Source organism: Sphingopyxis sp. LC363, from assembly GCF_000756385.1.
GTDB lineage: Bacteria > Pseudomonadota > Alphaproteobacteria > Sphingomonadales > Sphingomonadaceae > Sphingopyxis.
This window is the reverse complement of the sequence record NZ_JNFC01000004.1, coordinates 36,640-54,762: the sequence shown is the minus strand read 5'-3', so window position 1 is coordinate 54,762 and position 18,123 is coordinate 36,640. Positions and strand designations below refer to the sequence as shown.

The following is an 18,123-nucleotide window of genomic DNA, read 5'->3' as shown; positions in this document are numbered from 1 at the left end:
GGACGCCGGAGCAAGGAGCCTTATCCCTTCGGGGGCTCGACGATCGCTTTGGCGGCGGTGCGCGCGCTCGTCACCGGGGGCAGTTCTCCAAGGTCGAGCCAGCCCGCGTCTTCGCGCTGGTGATAGCTGTCGATCGCCGCGAAGGGGATGCGGAAGGGAAAACCCCAATCGCTGTTCCACAGCACGACGACGCCCGTGCGCGTCGCCGGTTCGAAAATCATCGTCGCGCGATAGCCCTCGACCGCTCCCGAATGGCCTTCGAGCCGGCTCCCGCCATAGGTGAAGCTCCGCCAGCCGAGGCCATAGGACGCCTCGCTTGTGGCCTGGCGCAGCGCGCCGCCATAGAGCCGGCCGGTGCCGACACGCGGCCGATGGGCAAGCTGCAACGCGGGCGCCGACAGCACGTCGGGACGGCTGCCCATCATCGCCTGCATCCATGTCGCGAAATCGACGATATCGCTTTCGACGCCCGCGGCGGCGGGGACGCGCCAATAGGCCTCCTTGATCGGATGGACATGCGCGCCGCGGTGCGGTTTCGCCCAATCCTTGGCGTCCGTCAGCCGCGCCATCCCGTATCCTGCGCTGACCATGCCGAGCGGACGGAAAAATCGCGCCTCGACGACGTCGGCGAAAGGCTCGTTCGCGGCCGCACCCAATATCTCGCTTGCGGCGTCGAACGCGACATTCTGATAGGTGTAGCAGGTGCCGGGGTCGCATTGCAGCGGTGCGGCGCCAAGGCTCGCGCGCAGCAGGGCGGGATCGCGCCCTTCCTCCAGCTTCTCGTCATAGGCATGTCGGGTCAGGCCGGTGCGCTGGGCCAGCAGGTCGTCCAGCGTAACGCGCGCTTCGGCGCCCCCCGGCAACCGCAGCGAGGTATTCCAGGCGGCAATCGGGCGGTCGAGATCGACGGTGCCGTCGGCGGCGAGCGCGCCCGCCAGCGCGCCCGCCGCGGTTTTGGAAACCGAGGCCCAGCGGAACAGCGTATGCGGTGTCACCGGCGCGCCGGTCGCGGCGTCGGCGACGCCATAGGTGCGCACGAAGCTGAGTTTGCCGTCTTCGACCACCGCCACCGCCAGTCCCGCCATTTCGGGACGCTGCGACAGGTCGGCGAGTTGCCGGTCGAGCGCGGGATAGTCGATCCGGCCGCGCCATTCGGCAGGCGTGTCGGGCAGATTTTCGGCGGCCTTGATAGGAATCGGGACGCTGGCAAGGGGGTCGCTGCCGCCCAGGGCATGGATACCGAACCAGCCGGCCGATCCCAGCGCGGCAACAGCGATCAAAATGGTAAAAACGCGCTTCATGGACTCGACTGGATTGCGACCTTTTATCTGGCCGCTGTCATAGCCGCGACTTGCACCGCCGTCACCCCCGGCGCGGTTCAGGGGGCCAGATGGGGCCAAGCCTTGAATATCCCGACCGCATAAACCGCGCCATAGGCAAGGACGATCAGCGACGACCAGATCGCGAAACTGTCGCTATGCTGCGGCCGCCAGAAATGAAGCGGCACGAACAGGAACGCGCGCAGCAGATAGATCGCGGTGATGACGATCAGCCCTGTTCGCAGCAGCGGCAGGCGCGGAAGCGAACCGGCCCCCGAAAAGGCATAGGCGGCCCAGACCAGCAGGACCGCGCCGATCGCGAGCGTGATCAGCGTCGGCCACAACTCGCCGCGCGCCGCGGCGCGCGCCATGGCTTCGCCCGCTCCGAAGAATCTATACCAGTCGGGTCCTCCGAAGATGCAGGCGATATGAAGCAGCGCGGCCAGAACCGACAACCACCCGCCGACGATCAGCCAGGTGGAGCCGGGGTTGGCCGCGACATCAGGCAACGTAATGCGCCGTCGTCTTTTCGGCGACTTCTTCGGCCGTTACCCCCGGAGCGAGCTCGATCAGCCGGAACGGGCTGTTATGATCGTCGCGCTTGAATACGGCTAGGTCGGTGACGATCATGTCGACGACGTTCTTGCCGGTCAGCGGCAGCGTGCATGCGGGGATGAATTTGGGGCTGCCGTCCTTGGCCACATGCTCCATCACGACGATGATTTTCTTGACCCCGGCGACGAGGTCCATCGCGCCGCCCATGCCTTTGATCATCTTGCCCGGGATCATCCAGTTCGCGATGTCGCCATTCTCGGCGATCTCCATCGCGCCCAAGACGGTGAGGTCGATATGCCCGCCGCGAATCATCGCAAAGCTGTCAGCCGAGCTGAAATAGGCCGATTGCGGCAGCTCGCTGATCGTCTGCTTGCCCGCGTTGATCAGGTCGGGATCCTCTTCGCCCTCATAGGGAAAGGGCCCGATGCCGAGCATGCCGTTCTCGCTCTGGAGCGTCACCGTCATTCCCGCGGGGATATGGTTCGCGACGAGCGTCGGGATGCCGATGCCGAGATTGACGTAATAGCCGTCCTGCAGTTCCTTCGCGGCGCGCGCCGCCATGTCATCACGCGTCCATGCCATTACTTGGGCTCCCATTGCTTGTCGGAGGGGAAGGCATCGTCCCAGCCCAGCTTTTCCCACGGGCCATAGACGGGGTTGGGGAAAAGGAACCAGCCCTTGTCCCAGAGTGCGGTGGCGCCGGCGCTGGTGGCAAGCGCCATGCGCTGCGCGGCGGGCAAGTCCTTGACGTTGAACTGCTGGCTGAAATCGCCGAGCTGGTCGCCGGCGAGGATGATCACGCAGTAACGCGACACGATCGTCGCGCGGCGCCCGTCCTTGCTCGACCCGCCGCCATCGTCGCCCATCAGGAACAAAGTCTCGCCGTGCTTGAACGCGCCGAGCCCCGCGGCGCGCAACGTATCCTCGCTGCCCTTGGCATTGGCGGCGCTGCGGTTGGTGTTGGCGATCACGGTGATCCCCGCGGCGCGGAGCTTGTTCACCATCTCGACGCTGCCGGGCATCGCGACCGCCTTGCCCGCGCCGGTCTTTTCCCACTGGTCCCAGATTTTGGGATCGAACGCGGTGCCCTTCTCGGCGAAGTAACGCATCGGGCCGAGGTTCCAGATCAAGGTCTCGTCGGCGTCGAATACCGCAGCAAAGGGCTTGTCGCCGCACGGCTCGAAGGCCGGAGCGTCCATCGTGGCCCCCGCCGCTAGGACAACGCTGTCCTTTGGACGCTCCTTGATTCGCCACACGCCATAGTCGGCGATCCGCGTATTGGTCGCACGAACCGCTACGGCCGCTTCGGGCGAGCCATAAAGATATTGCAGCTGGGCCGGGGGCCTGGCGGTGCCGGCCGGCGCGGCGGGGAGGGCCACAACCTCAGCCGGCGCGCTGGCGCCGCCTGCCAAAAGCAGCGCGGACGCCGAGATCAGCATCTTTCTCATCAGTGCGTTCCTTCCGGGCCGAGCGGTCGCGGCGTGTCGGTGGGGTTGGCCAGCTCGGCGTTTACGCCTTCCATGATCCGCTCAAAGGCATGTTCCTCATCGACATTGACGGCCTGTGCGTAAGCCTTGGCGCCATGCCGGATGGCATCGACGATCGCGAGGCCGAAGAGCATCGGATCGGCACCCAACGCGGCGGGATCGATGACGCACAGGACATTGCCGTTCGATTGTTTCCACATACGCAGAAACTCTTCGCCGCCCGCCAGCGCCGGAATGCCGCTGACGTCGATCGAGCCTTTATGCCCGATGCCTTTACGACCGAAGCTCACGCCGCCTCGCGCGGGCGCACGGTGCGGAATTCGATCTTCTTGTCGTAAGGCGCGCCGAGGACGAGGCGTTTCACATAGATGCCGGGGAGGTGGATCGCGTCGGGGTCTAGGCTGCCCACCGGCACGATTTCCTCGACCTCGGCGACGCAGATCTTCGCCGCGGTAGCCATCGGCTGGTTGAAGTTGCGCGCGGTCTTGCGGAAGATGAGGTTGCCGCTCTCGTCGGCCTTCCACCCCTTGATGATCGCGAGATCGGCGAAGATGCCGCGTTCGAGGATATAATCCTGCCCGTCGAAATTCTTCACTTCCTTGCCCTCGGCGACGAGCGTGCCGACGCCGGTCTTGGTATAGAAGCCGGGGATGCCCGCGCCGCCGGCGCGGCAGCGTTCGGCGAGCGTGCCCTGCGGACAGAATTCGACCTCGAGCTCGCCCGCGAGATATTGCCGTTCGAACTCCTTGTTCTCGCCGACGTAGGACGAGATCATCTTCCTGACCTGCTTGGTGCGGAGCAGCTTGCCGAGCCCTTCACCGTCGATCCCGGCGTTGTTGCTCGCGATGATGAGGTCTTTCGTGCCCGCGTCGCGGATCGCGTCGATCAGCCGCTCGGGGATGCCGCACAGGCCGAAGCCGCCCGCGCAAATCTGCATGCCGTCGAAAAGGAGGCCGTCGAGCGCGGCTGCTGCATCGGAATATTGCTTGTTCGCCATGAAGGGGCCTCCTTGCCGGTATGTCGGGCGCGACCTTGGCGCATTTGATCCATCAATTCTAATTGTTCGATTTTTGGATTATAGATAGATAATGTCTATCAATCGCGTCGCGCTCTACCATCTCGAAACCCTGCTCTGGATCGACCGGCTCGGCACCTTTTCGGCCGCGGCGGAGCGGCTCAACACGACGCAACCGACGGTGTCGGCGCGAATGCGCGAGCTTGAGCAACGGCTGGGTACCACGCTCTTCCGCCGCGAAGGCCGCACGATGTCGCTCACCGCGGCGGGGCGCAAGCTGGTGCGCGACTGCGATCCCTTGCTCCGCGACATGCAATATGCGCTGCTCGGCAGCGGCGGCTATGGCGAGGCGAGCGGCGTCGTGCGCATCGGCGCGGGCGAGATCGCGGCGGCGAGCTGCCTTCCCGCCTTCGTCGCGGGATTGAAGGCCGACATGCCGAATGTCGGGCTCGAGATCGAAATCGACCTCACCGCGAACCTGATCCAGCAGCTGCTGACCGGGCGCACCGACATGGCCTTCGCCGCGGGGCCGATCGCGCATCCCGCCCTCAAGACCAGCTCGATCGGCGAAGTCGAGCTGGTGTGGCTCGCCAGCCCCGCGGTCGCGGCAGCTTTTGCGGACGGCGAGGCGATGCTTCCCGTCTGGTCGCTCGCCAGCCATTCGCCGATCCACGGCCGGATGCGCGAGGCGATCGCGGCGTCGCGCATCGCGCAGAAATCGCTCAACCTCTGCAACAATGCGCGCACGATGATCGACATCGCGAAAGCGGGCGGTGGCATCGGCATCTTTCCGCGGCCGATGGTGCGCGGCGAGGTGGCAAGCGGCGCGCTTGTGCTGATCGAGGCCATGCCCGCGCTCGCCCCGGTCGAGTTTCATGTCGCGATGCGCGTCGCCGACACCGAGCCGGTGCTGACGCAAATCTTCGAGCGCGCGGCAAGGCTCAACCTCGCCGAGGCGTCAGGGTAAATCCATCTCCAGCGCCGCCGACAGGTCGGCGAGCGCCTGTTCACCGCTCGTCACCTTGATCGCGTGCATGCCGAGCTGGCTCGCGGGTTTGCAGTTGATCCCGAGGTCGTCGAGGTAGATGCAGTTCGCGGGCCGGGCGCCGAGCTTTTCGCACATCATCTCGTAAATCCGCGGGTCGGGCTTACGCACGCCGACCTTGCTCGATTCGATCACATGGTCGAAGCGCGCCATGATCGCCGCGACCTCGGCGGCGAGCCCTTCGCTCCGCGCCATCCCCGCGCCTTTGCCGCTGGGGACATTATTGGTGATGCAAGCGATCCCGAAGCCCTCGGCCTTCAGCGTATCGAGCGCCGCGACCATCGCAGGGCGCACTGCCCCCGCCAGCACCGCGAGCACCGCTTCGCCCTCCAGATCATGGCCCAGCGCCTTCGCCTCGGCCGCGAACAGCGCATCGAACGCCGCGGCGTCGATTTCGGCGCGCTCGAACTTAGCCCAAGCGTTGGTGTCGGGATCGGCGGCGTTGACGCGGCGGACAAAGTCGCGCGGCAGCCCGCGCTCTTCCTCGAGCCGGTTGAACGCTTCGAATGGCGAGGCGGTGATGACGCCGCCGAAGTCGAAGATGATGTGGGTGTATTTGGGCATGGCGCGGCTAGAGCGCAGATTGACGTTAACGTCAACCGCGCCGCGGCGCTATTTCGCGCGCGTGCCCGACCAGCTCGCATCGTCGATCGTCAGGTCGAGCCGGTCGGGCGAACGCACCGTGTCGAGCAGGAACACCGACGGCCCGCTCGCGGCGAGAATCGCGTCCATCGCCTTTTCGAGCGGGATCGTCACCGTCGGTATGCGCGGATAGTCCGACTTGACCTCGACCTTGTTCGGGCCGGTGCGCGTCACGGTGATCGTGACATTGTCGCGCGACGATCCGCGCGCGTCGGACACGACCGCTCCCTTGTAAGTGCCCGCGACACGGTCGGCGAGGTCGGCCTTGCGCGCGGGCGCGGCCTTGGGTGTTTCGGCGAGCGCCGCGCCTGCCGGCAGCAGGAGCGCGAGCGAGGCGATGAAAGCAATCGTGCGAAGCATAAGCTTTCCTTTCGTGCGGCTAGGAAAGGAACTGCTCCCACGCGACCCTCATGGGACGACGACGATCCCCTTTCTGGGGTCGGCCTGTCCCGAGAGCATCTCCCGATAGGCGGCAAGCGCCGCGTCGCCGCCGCTGCGCTTATCGACCGAAGTCAGCCGCGGCGCAACGTCCATGAAGGCGAGCCAGGCCTCGGCGATCTTCTGCCCGAACGCCGCGCCGCCCCAGTCGGCGATGCGTTTCTGACTGCGGCCGGGCGCGAAAAAGCCTTGCCGTTCGGGACCGGGGAGTGCGGCCCCGCCGGCATCGGCGTCCCAGTGCGACTTGCCGACGATGATGGAGGCTTTCAGATTGTTTCCGAAATGGCTGTGCACGACGCGTGTGACCGCGCCATTGCCCGCCATATCGACGAACGCCGACGGCGTACCGGGATTGAGCGTCAATATGTCCTCATAGGCGATGACGCGGTCGTAGATGCGCTGCGCATCGAGGTCGGCGACATTGGCCTTGCTGGTCAGGCCGACCGTTTCGGGACGATGGTCGCCGCGCCGCGCGAGCGAAAAGCCAAGACCGATCGCGGTCTTGCTCGACGCGCTCGCGATCAGGATCTGGCTCGCGCCATAATCGCCCTCGTCCTCGAACTGGTCGGCGATCAGCCAGCCGGTGAGGAAAAGCGGGCGAAAGACCGGCCAATAATCATGGTCGGCCGCGCGATAGCCTTCGAGCGCCTCGACCCGCTGGTAATGGTTGTAGATCGGGGGCAGCGTGGTGCGGCGCAGGGTGACGTCGGTAAAGCCACCCGATCCAGCGTTTCCGACGGTCAATACCGCGCCCTCCGCCATCGGATAATAGCCGTAGAAGCGGTCGCCGGCCGCGACGCCGTCGGCGTTGCTTTCGGTCACCGTCGCAAAACCCCAGACGGGCAGGCGGCCGGGCGCATCACGCTCGGCGAAGAAATCCCAATAGCCCTGGTCGTTGCCGAACAGCCCCACGGGCTTGCCGAACACTGCGTAAGTGATGTTGTTCGCGGTCATCGCATAGCTGTCGAGATGAACGCGCACCTGTCCGGGCGCGAGCGGCGCGGCGGTTTCGGCGACCAATTTTGCTTGCGTGATATCATCGCGATCGATGTCGATCGCCCAGCCAGCTCTGCTCATGTTCGGACCCCTCCGATTGGCTTGCCCGCGAGTGCGGGATGGCCGATAGTCATACAGATGGCGCCGCCCCTGACAATCGCGGTCAAACGCATCCACGAACCGGCTGGTCCCGGGGACGGCACGCGCTTCCTCGTCGACCGGCTGTGGCCGCGCGGGGTGTCGAAGGAGAAGGCGGCGCTCGCGGCGTGGCTAAAGCCGCTGTCGCCGAGCGATGCCTTACGCAAGCGCTTCCATGGCGAGACCGCCACATCGGATGAAGCTTGGGACGCCTTCCGCCACGACTATTTCGCCGAACTCGACGCGGGCGGCGATGAAGTGCAGGCGGCGCTTTTCACGCTCGACGCGGCGGCGCAGACGGGGCCCGTGACCTTGCTCTACGCCGCGAAGGACGCGGACCGGAATAACGCCGTCGCGCTCCGCGAGTGGCTGGAGCGGCGCTAGCCCACCGTCGTCCCGAGCAGCGAGCCGATCGCGATCGTCGCCGCCATCGCCATCGCACCCCAGAAGGTCACGCGCACGACCGGGCGCAGCATCGGCGCATTGCCCGCCCACGCCCCGAGCGCGCCGAGGATCGCGAGGAAAACGAGCGATGCCGCCGACACGGTGAAGGGCAAGGTGTCGCCCCGATCGACGAGCACCGTCGCGAGCGGCAATGCAGCGCCGGTTGCGAAGCTCGCCGCCGAAGCCGCCGCCGCCTGCACCGGCCGCGCCGCCATGGCGTCGGTCATCCCGAGCTCGTCGCGCAGGTGCGTATCGAGCGCATTGTGCGCGGTGAGCTGCGCTGCGACCTGTTCGGCGAGCGCGCGGTCGAGCCCGCGTTCCTGATAGATTTGCGTCAGCTCCTCGAGCTCGAACTCGGGATCGGCGGCGAGGTGGCGCTTCTCCAGCTCGACGTCGGCCTTTTCGGCATCGCCCTGCGAGCTCACCGACACATATTCGCCCGCCGCCATCGACATCGCGCCCGCGACGAGTCCCGCGCTGCCGGTGATCAGGATCGATGCCTCCGACGCGCCGGCGGCCGCGACTCCCGCGATCAGGCTCGCGGTCGATACGATCCCGTCGTTGGCGCCGAGGATCGCGGCGCGCAGCCAGCCGATCCGCGTGACGGCATGGGTTTCCTCGTGCATTTGTCGCCCCTAATATTGGAGTTGCAGTCCGGGTCTTGCCCAGCGCGTCTTCACCAGCCGGCCGGTTCCCGACAGCGTGATATAGGCATCCTGCCGGTCGGGCCCGCCGAAGGCGATGTTGGTGGTGAAGATGTCGTCGGTCGCGACGAATTCGACCAGCTCGCCCTGCGGCGAGACGACGCTGATCCCGCACTCGCCGATCGTCGCGACGCAGATATTGCCGTTCGCTTCCATCGCGAGGCTGTCGAAGAATTTATAGCCCGCAGGGCGGTAAAGCGGGATGCCGGGGCCGCCGGGGCCCGCGGCATCGTCGACCTTGCCCGGCGCGACGATGTTGAACTGCGTCAGGCGGCAGGTGTAGGTTTCGGCGGCATAGAGCTTGGTCCCGTCGGGTGAGAGGCCGACGCCGTTGGGATTATAGCTCGGGAAGATCACTTCCTCGATGAAGCTGCCGTCGGCCTTGGCATAGAAAATGCCGACGATATCGTGGCAGCGCGCCGCATAATCGACCTTGCCGTGATCGGTGAACCAGAAGCCGCCGTGCGCGTCGAACATCAGGTCGTTCGGGCCGCGCAGCGTCACGCCATGATCGCCCGACTTATAGAGGACCTCGACTGCGCCCGTCTCGATATCGATCCGCTCGATCCGCCCGCCCGAATAATCGTCGGCGATGCCGTGGGGGGCGAGGTAGCCGTTCGATTCGACATAGTTGAACCCGCCGTTGTTGCAGCAATACAGGTTGCCGTCAGGGCCGATCGCAAGGCCGTTGGGACCGCCGCCGGGGGTCGCGATGACCTCTTTCCTGCCGCCCGGCCAGCAGCGCGTGATCCGCCTCGCCTCGATCTCGGTGACGATGACGCTTGTGTCGTCCATCACGACCGGCGCCTCGGGAAAGCGCAATCCGTCGGCGATCAGTTCAAACTCGGCCATCCCCATCTCCCTCTTTGTGCATTTCTATCTTCGTCACCCTCGAACGAGCCACTTGTCTTGTTCGAGGGTGACGAAGGCGGTGTATTCCTTGCTCTTGCTCTTATCCTATGCTTTGCGGCCATCATGCCCGTTCGCACGCTCTTCGCCACCCATTTTTACGAGGCCGACATCGGCACCCCCGACCTGCTCAAAGAGCTGGAGGAGAGCTGCCGCCTGTTCGCCGCAGAGGATGGGGCGGGAAAGGCGTGGAGCCGCGAGCATGGCTATAAAGGCTATACGAGCTATGCGAGCCTCGGCGACCTGCCCGAGCGCGATCCGGCCTTCTACGACCTGAAAAAGTTGCTCGACAAGCAGGTGAAGGCCTTCGCCAAGGCCTGCCACTTCGACCTCGCCAAGCCGCTCAAGCTCGACAGCCTGTGGGTCAATATCCTGAAGCCCGGCGGTACCCACAGCGGCCATATCCACCCGCACAGCATTGTGTCGGGCACTTTCTACGTCGCCGTCCCGGCGGGATCGGGCGCGCTCAAGCTCGAAGATCCGCGCCTACCGATGCTGATGGCCGCGCCGGGGCGCACCGACGATGCACCCGAGCATCTGCACCCCTTCATCTACGCCGAACCCGCCGCTGGCCGAGTGTTCCTGTGGGAAAGCTGGCTGCGCCACGAGGTGATGCCGCATTCGGGCAAGGGCGAGCGGATCAGCATCAGCTTTAACTATCGCTGAGCTGCTCCTATATCGCCGTCATCCCCCTTTCCTGACCAAGGATTTTCCATGACCGCGACCTACGACGCCGACCTCCAGCTCTTCATCGACGGTGCCTGGCGGAGCGGCGAGGGGCGCGACGAGCGGCCGGTCTATAATCCCGCGACCGCCGGCACGATCGCCGACCTGCCGGTCGCGACCGCGGCCGACCTGGACGAGGCACTCGCTGCCGCCGACCGTGGCTGGCCCGCGTGGCGTGCGAAGACCCCCGACGAGCGCGCGGCGCTGATGCACAAGGCCGCGGGGATCATCCGCGAACGCGTCGACCATATCGCGACCTTGCTGACGCTCGAACAGGGCAAGCCGATCGGCGAAGCGCGCGGCGAAGTGCTCTCGGCGGCGGGGCTGTTTGACTATTTCGCCGAGCAGGGCAAGCGCATTGAGGGCCGCGTCCTCCAGCGCCCGCTCGGCCAGCGCGCGATGGTCACCAGGCACCCCGTCGGCCCCGTCGCGGGCTTCAGCCCGTGGAACTTCCCGGTCAACCTGATGGTCAAGAAGATCGCCCCCGCGCTCGCTGCGGGCTGCGTCGTCATAGCCAAGGCGCCGGAGGAAACGCCGGGCTGCACCAGCGCGGTGATGCGCTGCATCGCCGATGCGGGCATCCCCGGCGACGTGGCGCAACTCGTCTATGGCGACCCCGACATGATCAGCCGGCATTTGCTCGCGAGCCCGGTGATCCGCAAGGTCAGTTTCACCGGCTCTACCACGGTCGGCAAGCATCTCATGAAGCTCGCCGCCGACGGCGTGAAGCGCATCACGATGGAACTCGGCGGCCACGCCCCGGTGCTGATCTTCGACGATTGCGATCTCGAAACGACGCTCGACAGGGTCGTGTGGCAGAAGTTCCGCAACGCGGGGCAGGTCTGCATCTCGCCGACGCGCTTCTATGTCCAGCAGGGCATCTACGACGCCTTCGTCAAAGGCTTCGCCGAACGCACCCAAAAGGTGAAGATCGGCAGCGGCCTCGACGCCGACACGCAGATGGGCCCGCTCGCCAACGCGCGTCGCGTACCCGCGCTCGAAGCGCTGGTTGCCGACGCGAAAGCCAGGGGTGCGCGCGTCATCGCGGGCGGCGAGGCGACCGGCGACGGCTATTTCTTCCAGCCGACCGCGATCGCCGATGTCCCGGTCGAGGCCGACGCGATGAACAACGAACCCTTCGGTCCGATGGCGCTGATCCGCCCCTTCGGCACCGAGGAAGAGGCGCTCGAACAGGCGAACCGGCTGCCCTATGGCCTCGCGGCGTTCGCCTTCACCGAAAATGGCCGGCGCATCAACCGCATCGTCGACATCATCGAAAGCGGCATGGTCGGGGTGAACAGCTTCGTCATCTCGGCGCTCGACACGCCGTTCGGCGGGATCAAGGAATCGGGCTTCGGCAGCGAAAGCGGGCCCGAGGGGCTGGATGGGTATCTCGTCACCAAGGCGGTGCACATTTATTGATTTAGATCCTCCCTGTGGCGGAGCCATGGGGAGGGGGACCGCTCGCGAAGCGAGTGGTGGAGGGGCCGCGACGGTGACGTCAAAGCCCCTCCGTCAGCCCTTCGGGCTGCCACCTCCCCATCGCTTCGCGACAGGGAGGATTTTAATCCCGCTCCAGCGCCACGAAATCGCGCCCCATCGGCGCCAGATGCGCGCCGCCGTCGACGAAGATCGTCTGCCCCGTCACCGCGTCGGCGCGCGCCAGATAGATAACCGCGTCGGCGATGTGCGCCGGCGTCGGCAGCGCGCCCAGCGGCATACGCTTCGCCAGCCGCTCGACCTGCGTGCTCGAATAATCGTCGGTCGCCATCGTCAGCCCCGGCGCAACCGCATTGATTCGTGCGCGACTTCCGAAGGCCACCGCCAGCGTGGCTGTCGCCTGCCACAGCGCCGATTTCGAGAGGCTGTAGGCGATCTGATCGGGCACCGGATGGACGACGCGCTGGTCGACGATGTTGACGATCGCGGGACGCTGGCCCTCGCTCGCGGCGACGAGTGCCTTCGCCAGCATCACCGGCGCCGACAGGTTGATCTGCATCATTTCGGCGAGCGCGGCGGCCGACAGATCGCCCCATTCGCCCTCGGCGAACAGCGCGGCATTGTTGACGAGCAGGTTGGGCGCGCGGCCGAATTTTTCGATCACCGCGGGGATCAGTGCATCGACCGCGGCCGGCTCGGCAAGGTCCGCGGCAAAGCGGTGGCTGATCGCGCCCGTCTCGGCGAGTGCCTCCGCCAGCACCGGATCGGCGTCGCCCGGACTGCGCTTGTGCAGCGCGAGTTCATAGCCTTCGCGCGCGAGCCGCGCCGAAATCGCGGCGCCGACGCGGTGGAGCCCACCCGTGACGAGCGCCAGCTTCTGCGTCATTTGCGCGACCGCCGCATGGTGATGCCGATCTCTTCGCCCTCCTCGGCGATCGCGAGCTTGACGATCTTGACCTCGACCTCCTCGACCTTCTCGTCCTGCAGGAACAAGGTGTCGATGATATGGTCGGCGACGCTTTCGATCAGCACGAAATGGACGTCCTTCGGGATGCCCTCGGTCGCCGCGAATTTCAGGTGCATATAATTTTTCGAGCGGCTGAGCGGGGTGGTCGGCTCGTAATGATCGGCCATCGCCAGCTTCGCCCGCACCGATATGCGCAGCGGCTGCGGCAGGTGCGTCTCTTCGGAATAGATGCCGGTGAGCACTTCGACGGTCAGCCCGGTCACTTCCAGCCACAATATATCGGTCACAAGAAAATCCTGTCGAACGGGCGTGACATTCGGCTTTCCATCACCGGCGTCGGACCCTAAAGCGCCGCCGCATTAGCGAAAGGGTACGCGTTGGTCGAGTTACTTCCATTGTCCGACATCGAGCCGCAGGCGGTCGAGGCTCTCCTCGACGCCGCTTTCGGAACGGATCGCTTTGGACGAACCGCCTACCGCATCCGCGAAGGCGTGGATGCGGTGCCCGCGCTCAGCTTCGCGCTCGTCGAGGACGGCGCGCTGATCGGTACGATCCAGTGCTGGCCGGTCGCGCATCGCGGCGCTGATGGTACCGTGACGCCGCTCGTCATGGTCGGCCCGGTCGCGATCCATCCCGACGTCCAGCGCGGCGGTCACGGCCGCGCGCTGATGGCGCATATGCTGGACGCCGCCGAGACCTGCGCCGACAGCGCGCTGATGATGATCGGCGATCCCGAATATTATGGCCGCTTTTTCGGTTTTAAGGCCGACGCCACGGGCGAATGGGATCTGCCCGGCCCATTCGAGAAACGCCGCCTGCTCGCACGGGCGGTGAACGGGCATGAATTGCCGACGGCGGCAGGGATGATCGGGCCGCGCTAGGCAAGCCGGAAAAATCGCTGTCCTACATTATTCCGGCAGCATAGCCTTCGGGGATGCTGTCCGCCTGCCCCACCGAACTGCGATTTGCGAGTAAAGTTGCGCAGTTTTCTGGGATTTCCCTGAATTTGCCCGATTGTGCTCCCCGGCGAAAGCCGGAGTCCAGGACAGAGGGTCGCGTCTGCCGTAAAATGGGCCGCGGCTTTCGCGGGGGAGCACGTCAGCAAGTCGATACAAATTGCAATCGCGAATGAAGTTGCGCAGTTTTCTGATGGTCTTCCCCGCCGCGAATCCCGTGCGTGTCGGCATGGGGTGCCTTTACTTGCGCACCCACATTCCTATGTCGGATGGATGGTCACACCGCCACCATCGCTTCCCAAAGACTTCTCGCAGCTTTCGCTGACCGAGGCCGCCGAGCTGCTTGCCGAGCGCAAGCTGCCGCCGGTCGAAAGCTGGCATCCCGAACGCACCGGCGACAGCGCGATGGAAATCCGCGCCGACGGCAGCTGGTATCATGAAGGCGGACGGATCAACCGGCCCGCGATGGTCAGGCTCTTCTCGACGATCCTGCGCCGCGAGCCCGATGGCGGCCACGTCCTCGTCACTCCGACCGAAAAGCTCGCGATCGCGATCGAGGACACGCCTTTCCGCGCCGTCGAGATGAAGAGCGAAGGCGAGGAGGAAGATCGCAAGCTCGTCTTCCGTCTCGATACTGACGACCTTGTGATGGCGGGGGCCGACCACCCGCTGGGCTTCGGCCGCGACGCCGACAATCCCGACCCGCGGCTGCACGTCCGAGGCGCGATCGGCAACGGGCTCGAGGCGCGGATCGACCGCGCGCTCTATTACGAGATCGTCGAGCTGGCGCTGGCCGAGGGAGGAGAGCCGCCCGCGATCTGGTCGAACGGCACGTGCTTCCCGTTGGTGGACGCCTGATGCTGTCGAAGAAATTGCGCGACGCGCTCGACAATCTGCTGCCTGATCCGGGCGAGGACGAGGCCTATCTCGGGACACCGACGCTGCGCGACGCCGCGGTGCTCATCGCCTTCACCGACCGCGCCGATCCCGGCGTCATCCTCACCCAGCGCCCGCAGTGGCTGCGCAGCCACGCGGGACAGGTCGCCTTTCCGGGCGGCAAGATCGATCCGGGCGACCGCGACGCGATCGATGCGGCGCTGCGCGAAGCCGAAGAAGAGATTGGCCTCAATCGCCGCGACGTGATGATCGCGGGCGCGACCGAACCCTACCAGTCGGGCAGCGGCTATCGGATCACCCCGGTGCTCGGCGTGATCCCGCCCGACCTCGCCTTCGATCCCAATCCCGACGAGGTCGAGGACTGGTTCGAGGTGCCGCTCGACATCCTCTTCGACCCCGACAATTATGCGCGCCAGCACGCGAATTTTCAGGGGCACGACCGCCATTATTATGACATGGACTGGCAGGGGCGGCGGATCTGGGGCGTGACGGCGGGAATCATCATCAATCTGGCGCGGCGCTTGCCGGCAGGATGGCACCGGTGACGCGGCTCCCCCCCGCTGAATGGCGCGAGCGTCCGGGGCTGCGCCGGATCGTCGCCGCGCTGACCGCCGGCGGCGGCGCGGTCAAGGCCGTCGGCGGCGCGGTGCGCGACACTTTGCTCGGCCTGCCCGTCGCCGATATCGATCTCGCGACCCCGCTGTTGCCGGAAGAGGTCACGCGGCGGCTCGCGGCCGCCGATATCAAGGTCATCCCGACGGGTATCGCGCACGGCACGGTCACCGCGATCGCCAGCGGCGACCATCATGAGATCACGACGCTGCGCCGTGATGTCGAAACCGACGGTCGCCGTGCGACGATTGCCTTCGCCGACGACTGGCGCGACGACGCCGCGCGCCGCGACTTTACGATCAACGCGCTCTATGCCGATCCCGACACCGGCGCGATCGACGACTGGTTCGGGGGCTTGGCCGACCTCGACGCGGGGCGGGTCGCCTTTATCGGCGATGCCGCGACGCGCATCGCCGAGGACCATCTGCGTATCCTGCGCTTCTATCGCTTCGCGGCGCGTTTCGGGCGCGGCGACCTCGACCCGATCAGCCACGCCGCAGTGGTGACCGCGCGCCAGTCGCTGAAAAGCCTGTCGCGCGAGCGGATCGCCGACGAACTGCTCAAGATACTCTCGCTTCCCGACCCGCGCGCGATCGTGCGCCAGATGGCGGCTGACGGTATTTTCGAAGTGCTGCTCCCCGAACTCGATGCCGGTTTCGCGGCCGCGCTCGACCGTCTTATCGCCAACGAACGCGCGGCGGCGGCCACCATCGCGCCGCTCCGCCGCCTCGCGGCGCTGCTGCCGACCGACGCGGCGATTACCGAACAGGTCGCGAGCCGGCTCCGTCTCTCGACGCGGCAGCGCAAGCATCTAGCCGCGCTCGGCGGCCACCGTGCCGACATCGAGCGCCCGATCCGCCAGCTCGCGCACGCGATCGGCGTCGAAGCCGCGCGCGATGTCCACCTTCTCGCCGGCGACCCTGCGGCTATCGGAGCCCTGTCCGGATGGACGGTTCCTCCGCTGCCGCTGAAGGGGGGCGACATCGTGGCGCGCGGAATCGCCGCGGGCCCCGAGGTTGCGCGCATCCTGAAAGCGGTCGAGGCCGAATGGGTGGCGGAAGATTTTCCCGGCGCGTCGCGCGTCGTCGAGCTCGTCGATCAGAAGATCGGGCGCACCAGCGACTGACGCCAATAATCGAGCGCCGCCTTGCCATCCATCGGCCGCGCGAACAGGAAACCCTGCCCGAAATCGCAGCCGAGCGCCGATAGCAGCCGCGCCTGGTCGGTCGTCTCGACCCCCTCGGCGGTGGTGCGCATGCCCAGCACTTCGGCGAGGCTCTGGATCGTGCGGACGATCGCGACCTTGTCGCGGTCGTCGACCATATGTTCGACGAAGCTGCGGTCGATCTTGAGCACGTCGATCGGCAGGCGCTGGAGATAGGCGAGGTTCGAATAGCCGGTGCCGAAATCGTCCATCGCGACGCGCGCGTCGAGCGCCTTCAATTCGCTCAGCACCGACAACGCGAGATCGGGGTCGCCGATGATCGCGCTTTCGGTGAGCTCGATCATCAGCCGTTCGCCGCCGATCCTGTGCTTTTCGAGCGCCTGGCGGACGACCCCGGCGACATCGTCGCGCACCAGCTGAATCGCCGAAACATTGACCGAGAAATAGGCGTCGACGACCGCGCCATTCTGCTTGTCCCATTCGGCGAGCACCTCGGCCGCCTTGCCGATCGCCCATTGGCCGAGCGGGACGATCAGCCCCGAATCCTCGGCGATCGGGATGAATTCGGTCGGCGACACCGCATGGCCACTGCTGTTGTCCCAGCGCGCGAGCGCCTCGAATCCGGCGACGCGGCCGCTCGACAGCTCGATCAGCGGCTGAAAGGCGAGGTGGAGCCGGTCTTCTTCGATCGCGTTGCGCAGCTCGGTTTCGAGTCCGAAGCGATTGTCCGACAGCATCGCGGCTTCGGGTTCGTAGATTTCGATGCGGTCGGTCTGCTTGGCGCGCTTGAGCGCGATCTGCGCATGGCGGATCTGATCGGCGATATCGGTGTCAATCGCGGGCTGAATCGCGCAGCCGAGCGCGCAGTCGACGCTGACTTTCAATTCACCGATGCGGAACGGATGGTCGAAGCAGCCGCGGATGCGCCGCGCCATTTCGCGCACATCGGCGCGGCCGCCCGCGATGCGGGTCGAAATGGCGAATTCGTCGCCGCCGGTGCGCGCCAATATGTCGCCGCTGCGCAGACTCGATTTCAATCGCCGCGCGACGGTGATGATCAGCTCGTCGCCTGCCATCGGGCCGATATGTTCGTTGATGCGGCTGAACCGGGCGAGGTCGAGCAGCAGGATCGCATGGTCACCCCCCGGGCCGTCGGTGCGGCCGCGCTGTTCGACCAGCTCCTCGAATCCGGCGCGATTGGGTAGCCCGGTCAGGCTGTCGGAGACGAGTTCGCGGCGCAAATTGCGCTCGGTCATCATCTCCTGCGTCCGGTCGATCAGCGTCAGCAGGAAAAGCCCGTCGTCGCCCGATTCGGTGGGCAGCGGGCCGATCGATCCGCGCAGATCTCGTGCCGCGGGTCCTTCGCCGAGCTGGCACGAGAATTCCTGCGATTCGTCGGGATATTGCGACGCGCGCTCGATCGCGCGGAGCAGTTCGATCGGCGCGTCGACGCCGACGGGCGACAAGCTGAGCCGGTCAAAGGCGGCGTTGCTCGCATGAAGCCGGAAATTGCCGCGCGCCATCGGTCGGATCAGCGCGGCCGGGACGGGCAACGCGTCGATCCAGCCGACGAACAACAAGGGCCGGTCTTCGCCGGTTCGATCAATAGGCATAACAGAGGGTTTTGTGCGACCTTTCCCCATTGCCCAATGCCTAGGTCACGGGAAG

At 66.1% G+C, this 18,123-nt stretch carries 22 protein-coding genes; 8 read left to right on the top strand and 14 right to left on the bottom strand.

Annotated features, from left to right (window positions below):
- Positions 1 to 20 precede the first annotated feature (20 nt).
- From FG95_RS02620 to FG95_RS02595, 6 genes are all read right to left on the bottom strand, one after another.
- Positions 21 to 1,301: a serine hydrolase domain-containing protein gene (locus FG95_RS02620; protein WP_037553774.1), complete on the bottom strand. Its 1,281-nt coding sequence runs from the start codon at positions 1,299 to 1,301 to the stop codon at positions 21 to 23.
- A gap of 77 nt (positions 1,302 to 1,378) precedes the next feature.
- A complete protein-coding gene (locus FG95_RS02615; RefSeq protein ID WP_037553773.1) occupies positions 1,379 to 1,828 on the bottom strand; it encodes a hypothetical protein in 450 nt (149 codons plus the stop codon).
- Positions 1,821 to 2,456 carry a CoA transferase subunit B gene (locus FG95_RS02610; protein ID WP_037553772.1) on the bottom strand — a complete coding sequence of 212 codons (636 nt, stop codon included), beginning with the start codon at positions 2,454 to 2,456 and terminating at the stop codon, positions 1,821 to 1,823. The genes FG95_RS02615 and FG95_RS02610 overlap by 8 nt, the downstream gene beginning before the upstream one ends.
- A complete protein-coding gene (locus tag FG95_RS02605) occupies positions 2,456 to 3,322 on the bottom strand; it encodes an HAD family acid phosphatase (RefSeq protein ID WP_037553771.1) in 867 nt (288 codons plus the stop codon). Before FG95_RS02605 ends, FG95_RS02610 begins: the two co-directional genes overlap by 1 nt.
- The gene (locus tag FG95_RS19770) at positions 3,322 to 3,651 is read right to left on the bottom strand and encodes a DUF5076 domain-containing protein (RefSeq protein ID WP_235211432.1); all 330 of its coding nucleotides are present in this window, start codon (positions 3,649 to 3,651) and stop codon (positions 3,322 to 3,324) included. Before FG95_RS19770 ends, FG95_RS02605 begins: the two co-directional genes overlap by 1 nt.
- Entirely contained in the window at positions 3,648 to 4,358 is a 711-nt protein-coding gene (locus FG95_RS02595; protein WP_037553770.1) for a CoA transferase subunit A, read from the bottom strand. The genes FG95_RS19770 and FG95_RS02595 overlap by 4 nt, the downstream gene beginning before the upstream one ends.
- 91 nt (positions 4,359 to 4,449) lie before the next feature.
- Between FG95_RS02595 and FG95_RS02590 the strand changes: the two genes are divergently transcribed.
- Positions 4,450 to 5,343, top strand: coding sequence for a LysR family transcriptional regulator (locus FG95_RS02590; protein WP_037553769.1), 894 nt, complete (start codon positions 4,450 to 4,452; stop codon positions 5,341 to 5,343).
- Here FG95_RS02590 and FG95_RS02585 read toward each other — a convergent pair.
- From FG95_RS02585 to FG95_RS02575, 3 genes are read right to left on the bottom strand one after another with little or no spacing between them, the layout of a single operon-like run.
- Positions 5,335 to 5,985, bottom strand: coding sequence for an HAD-IA family hydrolase (locus tag FG95_RS02585; protein WP_037553768.1), 651 nt, complete (start codon positions 5,983 to 5,985; stop codon positions 5,335 to 5,337). The two genes, FG95_RS02590 and FG95_RS02585, sit on opposite strands and share 9 nt — an antisense overlap.
- A 48-nt stretch (positions 5,986 to 6,033) precedes the next feature.
- Complete coding sequence (locus FG95_RS02580; protein ID WP_037553767.1) at positions 6,034 to 6,423, bottom strand: hypothetical protein; 390 nt, start codon at positions 6,421 to 6,423, stop codon at positions 6,034 to 6,036.
- A gap of 48 nt (positions 6,424 to 6,471) precedes the next feature.
- A complete protein-coding gene (locus FG95_RS02575; RefSeq protein ID WP_037553766.1) occupies positions 6,472 to 7,578 on the bottom strand; it encodes a DUF2855 family protein in 1,107 nt (368 codons plus the stop codon).
- Positions 7,579 to 7,635: 57 nt separating this feature from the next.
- On the opposite strand from FG95_RS02575, the gene FG95_RS02570 reads away from it, so the two are divergent.
- On the top strand, positions 7,636 to 8,019 hold the full coding sequence (locus FG95_RS02570) for a DUF488 domain-containing protein (protein WP_037553764.1): 384 nt from the start codon (positions 7,636 to 7,638) through the stop codon (positions 8,017 to 8,019).
- Here the strand turns inward: FG95_RS02570 and FG95_RS02565 are convergent.
- On the bottom strand, positions 8,016 to 8,705 hold the full coding sequence (locus tag FG95_RS02565) for a VIT1/CCC1 transporter family protein (RefSeq protein WP_037553762.1): 690 nt from the start codon (positions 8,703 to 8,705) through the stop codon (positions 8,016 to 8,018). The two genes, FG95_RS02570 and FG95_RS02565, sit on opposite strands and share 4 nt — an antisense overlap.
- Before the next feature lie 9 nt (positions 8,706 to 8,714).
- Entirely contained in the window at positions 8,715 to 9,635 is a 921-nt protein-coding gene (locus FG95_RS02560) for an SMP-30/gluconolactonase/LRE family protein (RefSeq protein ID WP_037553760.1), read from the bottom strand.
- Between the two features lie 123 nt (positions 9,636 to 9,758).
- Between FG95_RS02560 and FG95_RS02555 the strand changes: the two genes are divergently transcribed.
- Positions 9,759 to 10,358, top strand: a complete 600-nt coding sequence (locus FG95_RS02555; protein WP_037553757.1) for a TIGR02466 family protein — start codon at positions 9,759 to 9,761, stop codon at positions 10,356 to 10,358.
- Between the two features lie 48 nt (positions 10,359 to 10,406).
- Positions 10,407 to 11,840, top strand: a complete 1,434-nt coding sequence (locus FG95_RS02550; RefSeq protein WP_037553755.1) for an NAD-dependent succinate-semialdehyde dehydrogenase — start codon at positions 10,407 to 10,409, stop codon at positions 11,838 to 11,840.
- A 142-nt stretch (positions 11,841 to 11,982) separates the two neighbouring features.
- Here the strand turns inward: FG95_RS02550 and FG95_RS02545 are convergent, their stop codons facing one another.
- Positions 11,983 to 12,744, bottom strand: coding sequence for an SDR family oxidoreductase (locus tag FG95_RS02545; protein WP_037553753.1), 762 nt, complete (start codon positions 12,742 to 12,744; stop codon positions 11,983 to 11,985).
- Positions 12,741 to 13,112, bottom strand: a complete 372-nt coding sequence (locus tag FG95_RS02540) for a dihydroneopterin aldolase (protein ID WP_037553752.1) — start codon at positions 13,110 to 13,112, stop codon at positions 12,741 to 12,743. The genes FG95_RS02545 and FG95_RS02540 overlap by 4 nt, the downstream gene beginning before the upstream one ends.
- 90 nt (positions 13,113 to 13,202) lie before the next feature.
- Here FG95_RS02540 and FG95_RS02535 point away from each other — a divergent pair, with 90 nt between their 5' ends.
- The 4 genes from FG95_RS02535 to FG95_RS02520 all read left to right on the top strand — a co-directional run bounded on the left by FG95_RS02535 (position 13,203) and on the right by FG95_RS02520 (position 16,416).
- Positions 13,203 to 13,706 (top strand): GNAT family N-acetyltransferase, encoded by a 504-nt coding sequence (locus FG95_RS02535; RefSeq protein WP_037553750.1) that lies wholly within the window; start codon positions 13,203 to 13,205, stop codon positions 13,704 to 13,706.
- A 348-nt stretch (positions 13,707 to 14,054) separates the two neighbouring features.
- Positions 14,055 to 14,639, top strand: coding sequence for a DUF1285 domain-containing protein (locus tag FG95_RS02530; protein WP_037553748.1), 585 nt, complete (start codon positions 14,055 to 14,057; stop codon positions 14,637 to 14,639).
- Complete coding sequence (locus FG95_RS02525) at positions 14,639 to 15,223, top strand: CoA pyrophosphatase (RefSeq protein WP_152567556.1); 585 nt, start codon at positions 14,639 to 14,641, stop codon at positions 15,221 to 15,223. The genes FG95_RS02530 and FG95_RS02525 overlap by 1 nt, the downstream gene beginning before the upstream one ends.
- Positions 15,220 to 16,416 carry a CCA tRNA nucleotidyltransferase gene (locus FG95_RS02520; RefSeq protein WP_037553836.1) on the top strand — a complete coding sequence of 399 codons (1,197 nt, stop codon included), beginning with the start codon at positions 15,220 to 15,222 and terminating at the stop codon, positions 16,414 to 16,416. Before FG95_RS02525 ends, FG95_RS02520 begins: the two co-directional genes overlap by 4 nt.
- On the opposite strand, the gene FG95_RS02515 is transcribed toward FG95_RS02520, so the two are convergent.
- Positions 16,389 to 18,068, bottom strand: coding sequence for a putative bifunctional diguanylate cyclase/phosphodiesterase (locus tag FG95_RS02515; RefSeq protein ID WP_235211431.1), 1,680 nt, complete (start codon positions 18,066 to 18,068; stop codon positions 16,389 to 16,391). The two genes, FG95_RS02520 and FG95_RS02515, sit on opposite strands and share 28 nt — an antisense overlap.
- Positions 18,069 to 18,123: the final 55 nt, after the last annotated feature.

Excerpts from the sequence above, each read along its gene's own strand:
- FG95_RS02585 (WP_037553768.1), bottom strand. The coding sequence starts at position 5,985 with ATGCCCAAATACACCCACATCATCTTCGACTTCGGCGGCGTCATCACC.
- FG95_RS02545 (WP_037553753.1), bottom strand. The coding sequence starts at position 12,744 with ATGACGCAGAAGCTGGCGCTCGTCACGGGTGGGCTCCACCGCGTCGGC.
- FG95_RS02560 (WP_037553760.1), bottom strand. The coding sequence starts at position 9,635 with ATGGCCGAGTTTGAACTGATCGCCGACGGATTGCGCTTTCCCGAGGCG.
- FG95_RS02565 (WP_037553762.1), bottom strand. The coding sequence starts at position 8,705 with ATGCACGAGGAAACCCATGCCGTCACGCGGATCGGCTGGCTGCGCGCC.
- FG95_RS02620 (WP_037553774.1), bottom strand. The coding sequence starts at position 1,301 with ATGAAGCGCGTTTTTACCATTTTGATCGCTGTTGCCGCGCTGGGATCG.
- FG95_RS02595 (WP_037553770.1), bottom strand. The coding sequence starts at position 4,358 with ATGGCGAACAAGCAATATTCCGATGCAGCAGCCGCGCTCGACGGCCTC.
- FG95_RS02580 (WP_037553767.1), bottom strand. The coding sequence starts at position 6,423 with ATGCTTCGCACGATTGCTTTCATCGCCTCGCTCGCGCTCCTGCTGCCG.
- FG95_RS02555 (WP_037553757.1), top strand. The coding sequence starts at position 9,759 with ATGCCCGTTCGCACGCTCTTCGCCACCCATTTTTACGAGGCCGACATC.
- FG95_RS02605 (WP_037553771.1), bottom strand. The coding sequence starts at position 3,322 with ATGAGAAAGATGCTGATCTCGGCGTCCGCGCTGCTTTTGGCAGGCGGC.
- FG95_RS02515 (WP_235211431.1), bottom strand. The coding sequence starts at position 18,068 with ATGCCTATTGATCGAACCGGCGAAGACCGGCCCTTGTTGTTCGTCGGC.
- FG95_RS02530 (WP_037553748.1), top strand. The coding sequence starts at position 14,055 with ATGGTCACACCGCCACCATCGCTTCCCAAAGACTTCTCGCAGCTTTCG.
- FG95_RS02610 (WP_037553772.1), bottom strand. The coding sequence starts at position 2,456 with ATGGCATGGACGCGTGATGACATGGCGGCGCGCGCCGCGAAGGAACTG.
- FG95_RS02575 (WP_037553766.1), bottom strand. The coding sequence starts at position 7,578 with ATGAGCAGAGCTGGCTGGGCGATCGACATCGATCGCGATGATATCACG.
- FG95_RS02550 (WP_037553755.1), top strand. The coding sequence starts at position 10,407 with ATGACCGCGACCTACGACGCCGACCTCCAGCTCTTCATCGACGGTGCC.
- FG95_RS02590 (WP_037553769.1), top strand. The coding sequence starts at position 4,450 with ATGTCTATCAATCGCGTCGCGCTCTACCATCTCGAAACCCTGCTCTGG.
- FG95_RS02570 (WP_037553764.1), top strand. The coding sequence starts at position 7,636 with ATGGCGCCGCCCCTGACAATCGCGGTCAAACGCATCCACGAACCGGCT.
- FG95_RS02525 (WP_152567556.1), top strand. The coding sequence starts at position 14,639 with ATGCTGTCGAAGAAATTGCGCGACGCGCTCGACAATCTGCTGCCTGAT.